The sequence below is a fragment of the Winogradskyella pacifica genome, from assembly GCF_013403915.1.
Lineage (GTDB): Bacteria > Bacteroidota > Bacteroidia > Flavobacteriales > Flavobacteriaceae > Winogradskyella > Winogradskyella pacifica.
In genome coordinates, this window is sequence record NZ_JABFDI010000006.1 from 26,172 (window position 1) to 41,404 (window position 15,233).

Consider the following 15,233-nt stretch of genomic DNA (forward strand, 5'->3'; position numbering starts at 1 on the left):
TTCCCCTCTTTGAAGGAAAGAGGGGAGCTGGCTTAAATTGTCCTTTTAGACATTGTTTTCTGTATTTTGCTTCTTTAATTATTTGTACTTCTTTACAAAAAAGAGGAGAGTTGTGGTTGGTGGTTTACTTTATAATTTTGAACCAGAGAGTTTGTCGTTTAACTCACTCACCTTAGTTTACTATATGTGCTCCTCTTTTTAGTCAAAGGGAGGTGGCTGAACCGCCGAAGACCGTTTAGACGGTGGGTTTGATTTTATCATAAATCACAACACGTTAAAATCATATTTTATTCTAGCGGCCTTGTTTTAGATTCTTAATGGAATTAGTATATTAGCCCTATTGAAAAAAAGGATGTTTTCCTTAATATTTGTAACTATACATGGCCTTAGAAACTCGAGTTTATCAAAAACAAAGAACCATAAAATTTGGCACGCTTTTAAAAGCGAGCTTAAGCGATATGTTTCAATCACGGTTTTTAGCACGGCAATTAGCAGAACGAGATATCAAAGCCATGTACCGCCAATCTTATTTGGGTATTGTTTGGGCTTTTATTATGCCGTTAACCACTGCTGCTGTGTGGATTTTCTTGAATAGTAGTGGTACTATTAAATTGTCTGATACTGGGATTCCGTACCCTGTGTATGCGTTTTCTGGAACCTTAATTTGGTCTATAATTGTGGCTTCTATCAATTCTCCGATGACGAGTACACAAGCGGCGAAGGGTATTTTAACTAAAATTAATTTTCCTAAAGAGGCCTTATTGCTCTCTGGTATTTATAAATTGTTATTTGACACGTCTATTAAAATACTAATACTAGTTGTATTTGTTATTATTTATGGTGTTGGTTTGCAATGGAGTTTACTGTTGTTCCCAATAGCTATTTTGGGTGCTATTATTTTTGGAACCACTGTGGGCTTGTTTTTAACTCCTTTAGGGCTATTATATAAAGATATTGGTAAAATTATAACGTTTAGCATGCAGTTTTTAATGTATGTGACTCCTGTTGTTTATGCGATTCCTAAAACTGGCATTATGAAAACAATAATGACTTGGAATCCTATAACACCGATTCTATTAACGGCTAGAGATTTGGTTGTAGGGTTTACACCAGAGTATCTCAATTATTTTTTGGTGGTACTTGCTATTTGTATTCCGTTTTTATTTTTAGGGTTGATTATTTATCGTATTTCAATTCCTATTATTGTGGAGCGGTTGAGTGCGTAGTTGGTTGAGAGTCGTTAGTAAAAAGTGTAAAGTAGGAAGTAGGAAGAAAACCCTTCCGTCTTTGTTTTCTTTGATGGAAAACAAATTCACCTTTCCTTAAAAATAAGGGAAGAGCTTATTGAAGTAAAAAAAGTTTAGCGTTTAAGATAAAGAATTTAGAAAGAAAGACCAAAACATTACATGTCTGATAAAAATGAAATAATAGCTGATGATGCTGTCCTTGTAAAGGTAGAGGGTTTGAGTAAAAAGTTTTGCAAAGATCTTAAAACTAGCCTTTGGTATGGACTAAAAGATTTGGTGAGTGGAGTCTCTGGCTCTAGTGAAGACCGATTATTGCGGCCTAAGGAGTTTTGGGCGGTTAAAGATATTAGTTTTGAGTTGAGACGAGGTGAATGTTTAGGCTTAATTGGGCATAATGGTGCTGGTAAGAGTACCTTATTAAAAATACTTAACGGACTTATTAATCCTGATGCAGGTAAAGTAACTATAAAAGGGCGAGTAGGTGCACTTATAGAATTAGGTGCTGGTTTTAACCCTATCCTTAGCGGGCGCGAAAACATTTATAATAATGGAGCTATTTTAGGTTTTAGCCGTAAAGAAATAGATAGTAAGTTAGAAACAATTATTGCCTTTGCAGAGCTTGAAGAATTTATAGACATGCCTGTACAACATTACAGTTCTGGTATGAAAGTGCGTTTGGGGTTTGCTATAGCAGCTCAAATGGAACCTGATGTGTTAATTATAGATGAAGTATTGGCGGTTGGGGACTTAGGGTTTGTGTTAAAATGTTTTAAAACCATTGATACTATTCTGCCACATACGGCTGTGATTTTTGTATCTCATAGTATGCCTATGGTGTCTCGAATTTGCAGTCAAATAATCTTAATGGATAGAGGCGAGGTAAAATTTCAAGGTCCAGATGTAAGTCGCGCCATTGATTTATATTATAACCGTTTTGCTAACAATGAAAGTGGGGTCGTTTTTACTGATGACTCTATAATATTAGAAAAAATTGAATTACTAAAACCTGAAAGTATTCTAGAAGGTATCCCACAAATTAGTTGGGGTGATAATTTAAAACTGTATTTTAAATTTAAAGCAATAAAGGAAATTGGGGTGCCTCAAATTTCAATTTTTATCATGGATAAGGAGCAAAGGCCAGTGGCTATGTTTGTTAGAAACTCTAATGAATTAAGTATGGAAGGAAGAGATTTATTATTTACTGTTGAGCATGAGGGAATAAACCTATCCAAAGGTATATACTCAATAAATATAACAGTACTTGCGGACAAGAGAAAAGAACCCATATTAAGAGTTAATAATTTACTGGTATTTCAAGTGCTTCAAAAAGATGAAATTTGGGCTCCTTTCTTGCTGAAGTCTAAATATGAAATGGCTCAATAAATAATATATAAAAATTATTAAAAAATAAGTATAATGAAAACAATGGTGATAGGTCTTGGGCCAGAATATAATTATGATATTTCTAATCATGCTTTATGGAGTTCTGAAAATACAAGATATGCGAGTAATCATGGAGCTAGTTTGATTTCTAGGACTTTAATAGATTTTTTTAATGCAGATTATATTGATGATTTTTCAAAAATAGAAGACTATAGAAATACATATGATTTATGTGTAGTAGCCTTTGCAACTCATGTCACTAATTGGAGAGATGTATCTTTATATACTGATTTTGTTAAAGATTTAAAAATAAAGACAGTAGCATTTTCGTTAGGGATTCAAGATTATTCTGCGGGTAGCTCAATGGTTAATGACATCCACCATTCTTTAAAAGACTTATTAAATTATGTAGTGGAATCTTCTGGTTATTTAGGTGTGAGAGGTCCGCATACAGCTTCTGTACTTCTGAAATCAGGCTTTGATCCTGAAAATATTGTTAATTTTGGTTGTCCAACTTTATTTGCTCCTTTAAATAGAGATTTGAAAATTGAAAAGAAGAAAACTTTTAAAAATCCCCTAGTTGTTTATCACAGAACAATGGCAGATTTAAATGAGAGTTTATTAAACGATGTAAAAATTTTAGGACAAGATTTTTTAGATGAAGTTGTGTTTGTTGAAGCTGTGGATAATGAGCAAGTTGTAAAAAAGGCAGAACTTGGAAATTATAAATTACATAAGAATGGGGAAAATGCTTTAACTCAAATTAAATCTAGAGGAATGTTTGTCCATACATTTGACGAATGGTATGCAGAAGTAGCAAAACATGATTTTGTTTTAGGAGCCAGATTACATGGCTGTGTTGCAGCTTTAATACAAGGGATTCCTGCAGTAATGATTGCTAGAGACGTAAGGGTAGAAGAGATTGCTGAGTTTTATAAAATACCTTATATAAAATATGAGGATATTGGAAATTTGTCTATTCAAGATATTTTTGATCAAGCTGATTATTCTGAATTCAATAATTTATACAAACATAGATTTGATAATTTTATGAAATTAATGGCTGACTTAAATTTGTCAGATAATTTGTCATTTGAAATTAAAGAACCATCAGCATATTGGTACAACAAAGAAGATTTAAATGCGAATACCAAAATCTTATTTAGAGATTTAGCTCAATTGTCGGAAAGATTAAATCATTTGGAAAAAAAGCAGCATAGAGAACTTATCAAAATTTCTAAAAAAATAGATAAAATTACGAATACGTTTAGAAAAATACCTGGCTATAATTTTTTTAAGAAAACCCTTTAATCTATATGATTAACGTCACCAAAACATTTTTACCAGAGCAATCTGAGTATCAAGCAATTTTAAAACGTGCTTGGGATACAGGATGGATGACTAACCGTGGGGTTTTGGTGAAAGAACTAGAAGATAAGTTAAAAGAATTATTGAACGTGCCAAATGTTATTGCAATGACTAACGGCACGTTACCTTTACAAATTGCAATAAAAGCAATGGATTTATCTGGTGAAATTATAACGACTCCATTTAGTTATGTTGCTACTGCATCTAGTATAGCATGGGAAGGTTGTGAACCTGTGTTTGTAGATATTCACCCAGAATATCTTACCATAGACGAAACGAAATTAGAAGAAGCAATTACCTCTAGTACAACTGCGATTTTAGCGACTCATGTATTTGGGAACCCGTGTCACGTAGAAGCCATAGAAGCCATTGCCAAAAAACATGATTTAAAAGTGATTTATGATGCAGCACATTGTTTTGGAGTTGCATATAAAGGACAATCGCTATTTAACTATGGAGACGCAAGTACTTGTAGTTTTCACGCAACTAAAGTCTTTCATACAGGTGAGGGTGGTGCTGTTTTTACTAAAGACAAAGAATTATATAATACTTTTTTTGCAATGCATAATTTTGGACATGATGGTCCAGAAGCATTTCAAAGTATAGGAATTAATGCTAAAATGAGCGAGTTACAAGGGGCAATGGGACTGGCCGTTTTACCCTATATGAAAAAGATTATTAATGCTCGAAGAACTATCTGTGAGATTTATAATGAAGCTTTTAAAGATACGGAGTTACAGTTGCTGAAATTACGTTCTGAAACTGAATGGAATTTTAGCTATTTTCCAGTAATATTTAAAAGTGAAGAACAGTTATTAAGAGTAAAAGATGCTTTGAACTCTGCTCAAATTTTTCCAAGACGCTATTTTTATCCGAGTTTAAATACACTAGAGTATGTAAACAATGTAAAATGTCCAGAATCTGAATCGATTGCACCAAGAGTATTATGTTTACCTATGTATCCTGGTTTAACTATCTCAGATGTAAATAGAATATTAACTATAGTAATAGAAGAACTGTGAAAGTAGCTATTATGCAACCTTATTTTTTGCCTTATTTGGGTTATTTTGCTTTACTTAAGCATACAGATTTGTTTATTTTATTTGATACGCCACAATATATTAGACATGGTTGGATTGAACGAAATAGAATTTTATCCTTAAAAGGAGAGCCTATTTATATTAAAGTTCCTTTAGTAAAGCACAAAAGGGATGCGGTGATAAATCATATTTTAATAAATAACTCATTACAATGGAAGCAGAAGATTTATGCACAATTACAACATTATAAAAAGAAAGCTCCATATTATAATAATACTATTTTATTGTTAGATCGGATATTTGAAGATGAATATTATGATATTACTAGTTTAAATGCTAAGGCACTAACTATAATTTCTGAATATCTAGAGATTTCTACACCGATAAAAATTTGGTCTAAAATGGATGTAGAAATTGAAGCAGCAAACCATCCTGATGAATGGGCTTTAAATATATGCAAAGCCATAGATGCGAAAACTTATTACAATCCTATTGGAGGTAAAGATTTTTTTAATAAAGAAAAATATACTAATGATAATGTTGTTCTTAAGTTTTTAGAGATTGAGCCTATTTCTTACAAACAATTTTCAAATGAATTTGAACCATTTTTGTCTATAATAGATGTTTTAATGTTTGTTGATAAAAAAAGTATAATGGAAATGTTAACTCAAATAAAACTGATAGATTAATGATAAGTAAATCAGCTGAAAATGTAAAAAATTTTCAAAAAGAATTATATTATTTTAATTCTGCCAGAGAAGGATGGAATGCTATTTTGGAATCATCAAATTTGTCTAATAAGGTATTATTACCTTCATATATTGGTGTTACAGAAAGAGAAGGCTCGGGAATATTTGACCCAATAATTAATTCTAAGGTTTCTTATGATTTTTATGACTTGAATAATGATTTATCAGTTCCTTTGGATAAGATTACTTCTAAATTAGAGAATGGTGAATATGGTTTAGTTTTATTAGTTCATTATTTTGGTTTCAAAATAAAAAATATTGAAGAAATTGTAAAAATCTGTAAAGAAAATAAGATAATTATAGTTGAGGATTGTGCTCATTTATACAACTATAATTTATATAGTTATTCTAGGTGTGGTACTTATGGTGATTTCGTGTTTTATTCATTACATAAATTTTTTCCAATGAAAAAAGGGGGAATGGTAATTAAGAATAATGAAAATATTAACCTGCTGTTTTCTGGAATTACTTTGGATGTAAACTATTCTTCACAAGTTATAAAATATGACGTAAAGGCTATTGCGGACAAGCGTATAGAAAATTATAAATATTTAGACAAATTAATAAAAAATATTGAAGGTATCAAGCCTTTAATGAGTTTAGCTTTAGAAGATATTCCTCATAATTATCCAATTACTGTAAATAATAATTTAAGAGAAAAATTATACTTCTGGATGATTGAAAAAAATATTACACTTATTGCATTATATTATCGTTTAATAAATCCAATCTCTAAAGATAAATATTCAAACACATATTATTTATCTAATAATATACTTAATTTACCTATTCACCAAGACATAAATAAAGTAGAGTTAGATAATCTAGCAGAATTGTTAGAAGAAGGTTTAAAGGAGTTAAAGAAATGAAGAGGATAGGGGGATTTTTTGAATTAGAAATAGCGAAAGGAGATTCGTTATATCATGACGATGCCATTAAGTTATCAACGGGTAGAGCATGTTTAAATTATGTATTACAAGCCCTTAAACCTTCTAAGGTTTATGTTCCCTATTATTGTTGTGATGCTTTATACGAACCTATGACTCTTCTAGATATAGAATTTGAGTTTTATGAAATTGATAATCAATTAGAGATAAAGAGTTTACCAGAATTAGATACGGATGAAATAATTGTTTATTGTGATTTTTTCGGAGTTAAATCCGAATATACTACGTCACTAATTAGCAAATATAGCAGTAGATTAATAATTGATAATTCGCATTCTTTTTATAAAAAACAGTTAAATGCTAATAGCATTTCATTTACAACAGCAAGAAAGTATTTTGGAGTTCCTGATGGGGCCTTTTTATATATTCCAAAAAAATATAAAATTAATCAACTTATAAATAGAAATATTAAAGTTTCTATTAATCACAATACACATAGTTTATTAGGTTTTCAAGATCTAGCTTATTCAGAATTTTCAGAATATGAAAAATCTTTGAATTCAGAAATAAAGGGAATTTCTATACTATCTGAAAAAATATTGCAAACATTAAATTATAAAGAGATTAGAGCGATTAGAAATAGAAATTTTAATTTTTTTCGTGAAGAATTTAATTCTTTTAATAATATAATGATTGCTGATGATGAAATTGATTGTTTTTGTTATCCACTTTTGTTAGATAGACCTATTAAAAAAGAAGAATTATACAATGAAAAAATTTATCTGCCCAATTATTGGTTAGATACTACAGCAAGATTAGATAGCTTAAACTTTGAATTCGAAACAAAAATAAGTACACAATTATTGCCTTTGCCTATAGACCATAGATATACAATAGAAGACCTGAAAAGAGTGAGTCAGGCTATAAAAAGTAGAATTCAATAAACATGTATTTAGTCAACTAATAATGGAAGATAAAACAAGAAAAAAAGATCATAAAAAAAATACATCTTTAGAACAAATTTTCCCGGAATTAGAGAGTCTTTTAGGTTTTTCTGAAGCTAAAGTATTAAAGGATTACACTGTTCCAGCAAAGAAGGTGTATTTAATTGTAGGCTGTGCCAGAAGTGGTTCTACAATATTATATCAATTTTTGGCTAATACAAGCTACTTTTGTTATCCTACCAATTTTTTGTCAAGGTTTTATTATGCACCATATATAGGTTATAGAATACAACAAGCTCTAATAGATTTTGATCATAAAGGCGAAATATTTTCTAAAGAACATAAAGAAGAGAAATCATTTAAATCGACTTTAGGAAAAACAAAAGGTCCATTGCAACCACATGAATTTTGGTATTTTTGGAATCGATTTTTTAAGTTTGGAGCAACTCAAAAGTTAAGTTTAAGCGAATTGGATGAAGTGGATTGGAAAACCTTTTTACAAGAATTACATGCCTTAGAAGCTGCAGCAAATAAGCCGCTTTTAATGAAAGCTATGAACTTAAATTGGAATCTTAATGAGTTAAAAGAAAAAATACCCAATTGCCACTTTATATATATTAAAAGAGATGTAATTTACAATGCACAGTCATTACTATTGGCAAGAGAAAGCTTTTTCGGAAATTATGACGACTGGTATTCTTATAAAACACCGAATTATCAAACCATCAAAAAATTAAAACCAGCCGAACAAGTTATAGAGCAGGTTATTGAAAATAATGTATCTATAGAAGCAGATTTATTAAAAATGGATGCTGAAGACTATACAACCATTAGTTATAATGATTTTTGTAAAAAACCTAACGATCTAATTAATACATTAAATAAAAAAGGTGCAGCAATTGATACAGATAATACTCAGAGTTCTTTCAATAACGGAGATGTTGCAAAAATAAATGATGATCTTTTTAAAGAGTTAAAATCATATTTTGAAACCAGATAGGTTAAGTTATGGATTTTAAAAGTTTTAAAACTATATATCAAAAAGAGGAGGTAAAAAAATATACCAATGCAGTTGGCTCAAATACTTTAGTTAGTGTTTGTGTACAGACCTATCAGCACGCAAAATTTATAGAGGAATGCTTAGAGGGAATTTTAAATCAAAAAACAAATTTTGACTTTGAAATTATATTAGGAGATGATGATAGTAAAGATGGAACTACAGAAATTTGTTTAAAATATGCGAAACAGTATGCAAATAGAATTAGATTTATAGCGCATAAAAGAATGAATAATATAGCAATAAATGGCCGTCCTTCTGGGAGATTTAATATGTTATATAATCTGTACTCGGCCAAAGGCAAATACATAGCCCTCTGCGAAGGCGACGATTATTGGACAGACCCATTAAAGTTACAAAAACAGGTTGATTTTTTAGAAAATAACCAAGATGTTAATATTTGTTTTACAAGAGCACAATTGTTGAAAAATGAAGTGTTTAGTATGCACGATATTCCAAAGCCATTTTATAATAATTCCTTCAAGTATATTGAACTTTTAAAACATTATAATTTCATTGCGACGTGTAGTGTTGCTTTTAGAAAACCGTTGCATTTTGAATTTCCAAACTGGTTTCATAAATTACCATTTGGTGATTTGGGGATTTATAAGTTGGTTTCTGAAGACAAAGACATACAATGTATTGATGAAGTGATGAGTGTATATCGAATACATGATAATGGGGTTTATTCTGGTATAAGTGCATTGAAGAAGCAACAAAATTATCTGAATTTTTATAAAGCTATTTTCCCAGCATTGAATTCGGAAGAAAAACAAATAGCATCATTAAAAATAAAAGAAGTGACTTATAGAATAAGTAAATTGAAATTTCCAAATAGACCTTGGTTTCAAAAGTTTTATAATAGATATCTTCATTTAAAATTTTAGACAGAATGCATCCTAAAGTAAGTATAATTATTCCTTGTTATAATAGTGAACGTACACTTAATGAGACCTTGCAATCTGTTTTTGATCAAGATTATGAAGCATGGGAAGCAATTATGGTTAATGATGGTTCTCCTGACAATTTAGAAGCGGTTGCTTTAGAATGGGTAGAAAAAGATGATAGATTTAAATATTATAAAAAAACAAACGGTGGTTTAGGTAGTGCTAGAAACTATGGATTAAAAAAAGCATCTGGGACCTATGTTTTACCTTTAGATTCCGACAATATGGTACGGCCAGAATTTGTGAACATGGCAATTGATGTATTGGATTCCCAAAACCAAATAGGAGTCGTCTATGGAAATGCTATGTATTTTGGGGAGAAAACAGGAATTTGGAATGTGGGTGCTTTTGACCATTACAAAATGTTGAATCATAATTTTATAGATGCGTGTGCTGTAGTCCGGAAATCTCTGTTTGATAGTATTGGCGGTTATGAAGAGAATTTACCCCACCAAGGTCATGAAGATTGGGATTTTTGGTTATGTATTATGAAAACTGATTTTGAATTTATGTATTTAAATAAAATCACTTTTGATTATAGAGTATCTGGTAGCTCAATGATTAGGTCGTTTAGCGACAATATGGCGCTAGAAAACATAAATTACATCCAACAAAAGCATTCTGAATTGTATATTCATGCTTATCAAAAAGTGTACTTGGAAAATAAATATTTGAAAAGAGAACTATCAACATCGGTAATTAGAAAAGTCTTTAAAAAGTTAAAATCACTTTGAATCCTAAAGTTTCCATTTGCATCCCTACTTATAATGGTGTTAAATTTATAGCAGAAGCAATGGATTCTGCTATTTGTCAAACTTATGGCAATTTAGAAATTATAGTTTCGGATGATGCTTCAATAGATGGAACATTAAAAATTATAGAAACTTATAAGTTTAAGACAAGCATTCCCATTTCTGTTTACCATCATGAGCCTAATGGTATCGGAGCTAATTGGAATAATTGTATAAAAAAAGCAAAGGGAGATTACATAAAGTTTTTATTTCAGGATGATGTGTTGATACCTAGTTGTATAGAGCAGATGGTCAATATTCTAGAACAAAATCCTAAGTTGGGTATGGTTGCTTCTAAACGGAAGTTTATTGTTGAACAAGATTTAACCAGTGATGCAACAAAACTATGGATAGAAAAATATGGTGACTTACAAAGAGGGCTTCATTTTAAAATTAATAAAAATGTACAGATTATAGATCGTTCTCTATTTAAATCTAATGAATTTTTAAAACCACCGATAAAGAATAAAATAGGAGAACCGAGTGCTGTTTTATTTAGGAAAAGTATTACAGACATAATAGGTTTTTATAGAGAGGATTTAAAGCAAATATTAGATTATGAGTTTTGTTATCGTCTATTAAAAAAACAGGATATAGCTATTATAAACGAAAATTTAGTTAAGTTTAGGTTACATCATAACCAAGCCACTAATGTTAATAGCCATAGTAATATTAGTGATTATAAGACATATAATAGAATTCTCTTACGAGAGTATTTTTGGTGTTTAAATGCTAACGCTCGCAAAAGGTTGTTAAAGAAAGAATATAAATTGATTAATTTTCTGTTTAAGATAAAATCAAAGTTACATGGTAAATAGTATATATATTATAATTGTCACTTATAATGGCATGCCATGGTTAAAGATGTGTTTGGATAGTTGTGTTAACTATGCGGTAGTTGTTGTAGATAATGCTTCCACAGACGATACGGTTTCCTTTATCGAGACTAACTATCCTGATGTCACTTTATTTAAACAAGACCAAAATTTAGGCTTTGGGCAAGCAAATAATTTAGGCATTCGTTGTGCTTTAGACCAAGGAGCGGAGCATGTGTTTTTATTGAATCAGGATGCATATATTGTAAATAAAGCTTTAGATGATTTGGTTGCATTTCAGAAAAAGAAACCAGAGTATGGTGTGTTAAGCCCTATACATATTGCAGGAAATCAAAAAAAGTTAGATAAAAATTTTTCTAACTTTATGCTCAAAGAATATACAGATCAGTTTTATTCGGATTTTGTACTTGGCAATACTTTAGCGGAAGCCTACGATGTGCCTTTTGTAAATGCAGCAGCTTGGTTGCTTTCTCGGGAATGTTTAGAAACTGTTGGAGGTTTTGATCCTTTGTTTTTTCATTATGGAGAAGATGACAATTACTGTCAGCGAGTATTGTATCATGGTTTAAAAATAGGTGTTTTACCTAAGTCTTATGTTATTCATGACCGTGAAGATCGAAAACAAATAAAACCTCTTGAATTTAGTGATGCATATTATAATAATAGAGCAAAATTTTATAAAAAAAAATATGCGAATGTTAATGCAGATATGCAAATTGAACCAAGAGAGAATAGACTACGAAAAACAATACTAAAATTGCAATTACAATTGAAGTTCTCCAAGGCAAATGGTTTTAAGAAAGAATTATTGCTTTTAAAGGCAATGAAGCCTTTAATTATTAAAAGTAGAACTAATAATGTATTACCTGGTTCACATTATATATAATTTTTAATTTAAGTGAATTTTTAAATTAATCTAGAAAAAAGAGAATGAAGGCATACGTTCTTCTTATATAAATATACTGACAGAAAAAGTACTTTAAAAATTTATAATTATGCCAAAACAACCACTTGTTTCTATTATCATACCCACATTCAATCGGGCTCATATAATCGGAGAAACATTAGATTCCATTATAGAACAAACATACCAAAATTGGGAGTGTATTGTTGTAGATGATGGGAGTACGGATCATACCGACCAACTATTGGCTAACTATTGTCAACAAGATTCAAGAATTCAATATCACCACAGACCTAAAGATCGACCTAAGGGTGGAAATACTTGTCGCAATTATGGATTTGAATTGAGTAAGGGTGAATATGTGAATTGGTTTGATAGTGATGATTTGTATCTGCCAGATGCCATTAAAACCATTAGTGCTGCTTTTGAAACTGATACTGATGTTGTGATTAGTCCGATGGCTAGATTTGATGGTGATACAAAGCAATATTTAGGGATGAATACTATAGAGAAAGACCCCCTAATTCCGGCCTATTTAGTAGGGGAAGTTGCGTTTTACACCGATGGCCCTACTTGGAAACGTAGTTTTTTAGTGCAACAAGAATTATTATTTGATGAAGATTTACCCATTATTCAAGATTGGGATTTTAATTTACGCATGTTGTATCAAAATCCAAATATTGTGTTTCTAAAAAAAGCTCAAATAAACTATCGTGTTCATAATCAGTCCTTGCAAAAAGAATTGGCTAAGTTAAATCTACACATGATTGCCTCCGATTTTAATACGCGATATAAACATTTAGAGTTGTTAGCCAAACATTATCCAGCTGGTGTCCTCGTTTTAAAACAACTTATTTTAGACCGTCGAAAACATTTTGTGAAATTGGCATTTTCTAGAAACGATGCTTCTAAGCATAGTTTAGCACAAGATTTAATACAAACTCAGAAAGCTAATCGAGATTATATAGGTGTCATTAAAAGCTATCTAGGACTTTGGTCTTATACTTTTTTTGGTAGAGGATATTGGTTTTTTAGGTAATGAGGTTTTGGAAGTGAGAAGAGCAAAGTGTAACGCAATAAGCTATGATGAATGTAGATTGCACATTTCGTTTTTTTAGAATTCTTAAATATTATTTAGTTCCGTGATATGAATTTTTATTTATTTGTTAATTTCGTTCCTGAAAAAGAAGAACATAGAGTGAAATTTATTCTTTTAAAATTTAAATACAAGTGATAGCTATAGTTATTCCCTATTATAAAAGACTGTTTTTTAGAAAAGCATTAGAATCTTTAGCTAATCAAACTGATAAAAGGTTTAATGTTTATATTGGTGATGATGCGAGCCCTGATGATCCTAAAGATTTAATAGAGGAGTATAATGATAAGTTCAGAATAAAATATAAGAGATTTAAAAATAATCTAGGAAAAACCTCACTAACTCAACAGTGGAAAAGGTGTATAGAATTATCAGCAGATGAAGAATGGATTATGATTTTGGGTGATGATGATTATTACAGTACTAATCTTATAGCATGTTTTTATAAAAACGTTGATAATTTTAGTGGTAAATCAAATGTAGTAAGATTTGCTAAAGAGAATATTTTTAATGATCAAAATAGTATTGCAGCAGTGCAATATAATCCTGAATTGGAAACCGCTGCAGACTCGTATTACAGAAGAATAACTGGTGCAACAACGAGTACATTATCAGAATATGCTTTTACGAGAAAAATTTATGAGAAATACGGCTTTTTTGACTACCCTTTAGCATGGCATTCAGATAACCGTGCATGGATTGAGTTTACTGAAAATGGCCCAATTTATTCTATCAATGATGCGGTGGTGTCTGTAATATGTTCAGCGCAAAGTATAACAGGAAGTACCCTATACGCTGATGCAAAAAGAAAGGCAAATTTGGAGTATTATAAATATTTAATTACTAATAAATTGGACATATTTAATAAAAAGCAATCCATTAGGGTTTTGCATAAATATGAAAATGAAATTAAGCACAGAGAAAACATGACACTTAAAGAGTATTTGTTTTTATTGCCTTACTATTTAAAAAATTATGAGCAACAATCGTTTAAGAGTTTTTTAAAAAAAATGATAAAATCATCTCTGAATATAAAATGACATCAATCCTCTTAATTATTCCTTATTTCGGCAATTGGCCACTTTGGTTCGATGCATTTTTAAAGTCGTGTGAAGCCAACCCTACAATTCAATGGTTTTGTCCTACGGATTGTGTACTTCCAAAGGCTTATCCGGCAAATATTACATTTTTTTCTACGACTTTAGCAGACTTAAATAAACATGTTAATGACGTTGTAGGTGCAAAGGTTCCATTAAGTCCGCGTAAATTTTGTGATCTCAAGCCCGCTTATGCAGATATATTTGCGAAGCAAGTTAGTGATTACGATTTTTGGGGCTTCTGTGATATGGATATTATATGGGGTAATATTCGGAAGTTTATGACGCAAGATATATTGGAACAATACGATATTATTTCTAGTCGAAAAGAGGCTATTTCAGGACATTTTAATTTATTTAGAAATACCCCAGAAATAAATGCATTGTATAAGCAGTTGCCTGATTATAAAACCCTATTTGAAGTTCCTGAATTTAAATGGACAGATGAAATAGTTCTTTCTAATTTTATAAAGGAAGATGAAGTGTTCAAATCGATGAACTTAAAAGTATATTGGCCTTTCATACTTTGTAATCAAGAAAATGGACACGACTCTCACCAAGAATATTATTTAGATAAATGGCTTTGGAAGGATGGTGCAATATTAAAACTGAAAAAAGGACAACCAGTAAATGAAGTGATGTATTTACATTTTATTAATTGGAAACGTACTATAAAATATAACGATGTTCAGTTTGAAGGTATTCAAACCAACTTTTATATTTCGTACACCGGTCTGCATTATCATTTGCATACTGAATGGCAACACTTTTTAAACATTTTTAAGAACGTTTTTAATGGGTATTGGATAAAAGAAAAAAGAAGACGAAAAAAACTGAAAAGGAAAAGTTTTATAAAACGAGTTAAACGAAAATTAAGAATAGATTAA

General features: G+C 30.5%; 15 protein-coding genes. All 15 read left to right on the top strand.

Annotation, left to right across the window (positions count from 1 at the left end):
- Window positions 1-380 precede the first annotated feature (380 nt).
- On the top strand, window positions 381-1,226 hold the full coding sequence (locus tag HM984_RS06885) for an ABC transporter permease (protein WP_092468553.1): 846 nt from the start codon (window positions 381-383) through the stop codon (window positions 1,224-1,226).
- Between the two features lie 180 nt (window positions 1,227-1,406).
- Window positions 1,407-2,630, top strand: coding sequence for an ABC transporter ATP-binding protein (locus tag HM984_RS06890; RefSeq protein ID WP_092468555.1), 1,224 nt, complete (start codon window positions 1,407-1,409; stop codon window positions 2,628-2,630).
- Window positions 2,631-2,663: 33 nt separating this feature from the next.
- The gene (locus HM984_RS06895) at window positions 2,664-3,941 is read left to right on the top strand and encodes a polysaccharide pyruvyl transferase family protein (protein WP_179348630.1); all 1,278 of its coding nucleotides are present in this window, start codon (window positions 2,664-2,666) and stop codon (window positions 3,939-3,941) included.
- Between the two features lie 5 nt (window positions 3,942-3,946).
- Window positions 3,947-5,020, top strand: a complete 1,074-nt coding sequence (locus HM984_RS06900; RefSeq protein WP_179348631.1) for a DegT/DnrJ/EryC1/StrS family aminotransferase — start codon at window positions 3,947-3,949, stop codon at window positions 5,018-5,020.
- An 11-nt stretch (window positions 5,021-5,031) separates the two neighbouring features.
- The gene (locus tag HM984_RS06905; protein WP_218845030.1) at window positions 5,032-5,727 is read left to right on the top strand and encodes a WbqC family protein; all 696 of its coding nucleotides are present in this window, start codon (window positions 5,032-5,034) and stop codon (window positions 5,725-5,727) included.
- Window positions 5,727-6,656, top strand: a complete 930-nt coding sequence (locus tag HM984_RS06910; RefSeq protein WP_092468562.1) for a DegT/DnrJ/EryC1/StrS family aminotransferase — start codon at window positions 5,727-5,729, stop codon at window positions 6,654-6,656. Before HM984_RS06905 ends, HM984_RS06910 begins: the two co-directional genes overlap by 1 nt.
- Entirely contained in the window at window positions 6,653-7,618 is a 966-nt protein-coding gene (locus HM984_RS06915; protein WP_092468564.1) for a hypothetical protein, read from the top strand. The genes HM984_RS06910 and HM984_RS06915 overlap by 4 nt, the downstream gene beginning before the upstream one ends.
- Window positions 7,619-7,640: 22 nt before the next feature.
- On the top strand, window positions 7,641-8,618 hold the full coding sequence (locus HM984_RS06920) for a sulfotransferase (RefSeq protein ID WP_092468566.1): 978 nt from the start codon (window positions 7,641-7,643) through the stop codon (window positions 8,616-8,618).
- Between the two features lie 8 nt (window positions 8,619-8,626).
- Window positions 8,627-9,562 carry a glycosyltransferase family 2 protein gene (locus tag HM984_RS06925; protein WP_092468568.1) on the top strand — a complete coding sequence of 312 codons (936 nt, stop codon included), beginning with the start codon at window positions 8,627-8,629 and terminating at the stop codon, window positions 9,560-9,562.
- A 5-nt stretch (window positions 9,563-9,567) separates the two neighbouring features.
- Complete coding sequence (locus HM984_RS06930) at window positions 9,568-10,356, top strand: glycosyltransferase family 2 protein (protein WP_179348632.1); 789 nt, start codon at window positions 9,568-9,570, stop codon at window positions 10,354-10,356.
- The gene (locus HM984_RS06935; protein WP_175455609.1) at window positions 10,353-11,231 is read left to right on the top strand and encodes a glycosyltransferase family 2 protein; all 879 of its coding nucleotides are present in this window, start codon (window positions 10,353-10,355) and stop codon (window positions 11,229-11,231) included. Before HM984_RS06930 ends, HM984_RS06935 begins: the two co-directional genes overlap by 4 nt.
- The gene (locus HM984_RS06940; RefSeq protein WP_092468574.1) at window positions 11,221-12,135 is read left to right on the top strand and encodes a glycosyltransferase family 2 protein; all 915 of its coding nucleotides are present in this window, start codon (window positions 11,221-11,223) and stop codon (window positions 12,133-12,135) included. The genes HM984_RS06935 and HM984_RS06940 overlap by 11 nt, the downstream gene beginning before the upstream one ends.
- 109 nt (window positions 12,136-12,244) lie before the next feature.
- Window positions 12,245-13,192: a glycosyltransferase family 2 protein gene (locus HM984_RS06945; protein WP_092468576.1), complete on the top strand. Its 948-nt coding sequence runs from the start codon at window positions 12,245-12,247 to the stop codon at window positions 13,190-13,192.
- A gap of 191 nt (window positions 13,193-13,383) precedes the next feature.
- Window positions 13,384-14,289, top strand: coding sequence for a glycosyltransferase family 2 protein (locus tag HM984_RS06950; RefSeq protein ID WP_179348633.1), 906 nt, complete (start codon window positions 13,384-13,386; stop codon window positions 14,287-14,289).
- A complete protein-coding gene (locus HM984_RS06955) occupies window positions 14,286-15,233 on the top strand; it encodes a DUF6625 family protein (protein WP_092468580.1) in 948 nt (315 codons plus the stop codon). Before HM984_RS06950 ends, HM984_RS06955 begins: the two co-directional genes overlap by 4 nt.

Excerpts from the sequence above, each read along its gene's own strand:
- HM984_RS06900 (WP_179348631.1), top strand. The coding sequence starts at position 3,947 with ATGATTAACGTCACCAAAACATTTTTACCAGAGCAATCTGAGTATCAA.
- HM984_RS06940 (WP_092468574.1), top strand. The coding sequence starts at position 11,221 with ATGGTAAATAGTATATATATTATAATTGTCACTTATAATGGCATGCCA.
- HM984_RS06955 (WP_092468580.1), top strand. The coding sequence starts at position 14,286 with ATGACATCAATCCTCTTAATTATTCCTTATTTCGGCAATTGGCCACTT.
- HM984_RS06930 (WP_179348632.1), top strand. The coding sequence starts at position 9,568 with ATGCATCCTAAAGTAAGTATAATTATTCCTTGTTATAATAGTGAACGT.
- HM984_RS06945 (WP_092468576.1), top strand. The coding sequence starts at position 12,245 with ATGCCAAAACAACCACTTGTTTCTATTATCATACCCACATTCAATCGG.
- HM984_RS06885 (WP_092468553.1), top strand. The coding sequence starts at position 381 with ATGGCCTTAGAAACTCGAGTTTATCAAAAACAAAGAACCATAAAATTT.
- HM984_RS06890 (WP_092468555.1), top strand. The coding sequence starts at position 1,407 with ATGTCTGATAAAAATGAAATAATAGCTGATGATGCTGTCCTTGTAAAG.
- HM984_RS06905 (WP_218845030.1), top strand. The coding sequence starts at position 5,032 with ATGCAACCTTATTTTTTGCCTTATTTGGGTTATTTTGCTTTACTTAAG.
- HM984_RS06915 (WP_092468564.1), top strand. The coding sequence starts at position 6,653 with ATGAAGAGGATAGGGGGATTTTTTGAATTAGAAATAGCGAAAGGAGAT.
- HM984_RS06895 (WP_179348630.1), top strand. The coding sequence starts at position 2,664 with ATGAAAACAATGGTGATAGGTCTTGGGCCAGAATATAATTATGATATT.
- HM984_RS06925 (WP_092468568.1), top strand. The coding sequence starts at position 8,627 with ATGGATTTTAAAAGTTTTAAAACTATATATCAAAAAGAGGAGGTAAAA.
- HM984_RS06920 (WP_092468566.1), top strand. The coding sequence starts at position 7,641 with ATGGAAGATAAAACAAGAAAAAAAGATCATAAAAAAAATACATCTTTA.
- HM984_RS06910 (WP_092468562.1), top strand. The coding sequence starts at position 5,727 with ATGATAAGTAAATCAGCTGAAAATGTAAAAAATTTTCAAAAAGAATTA.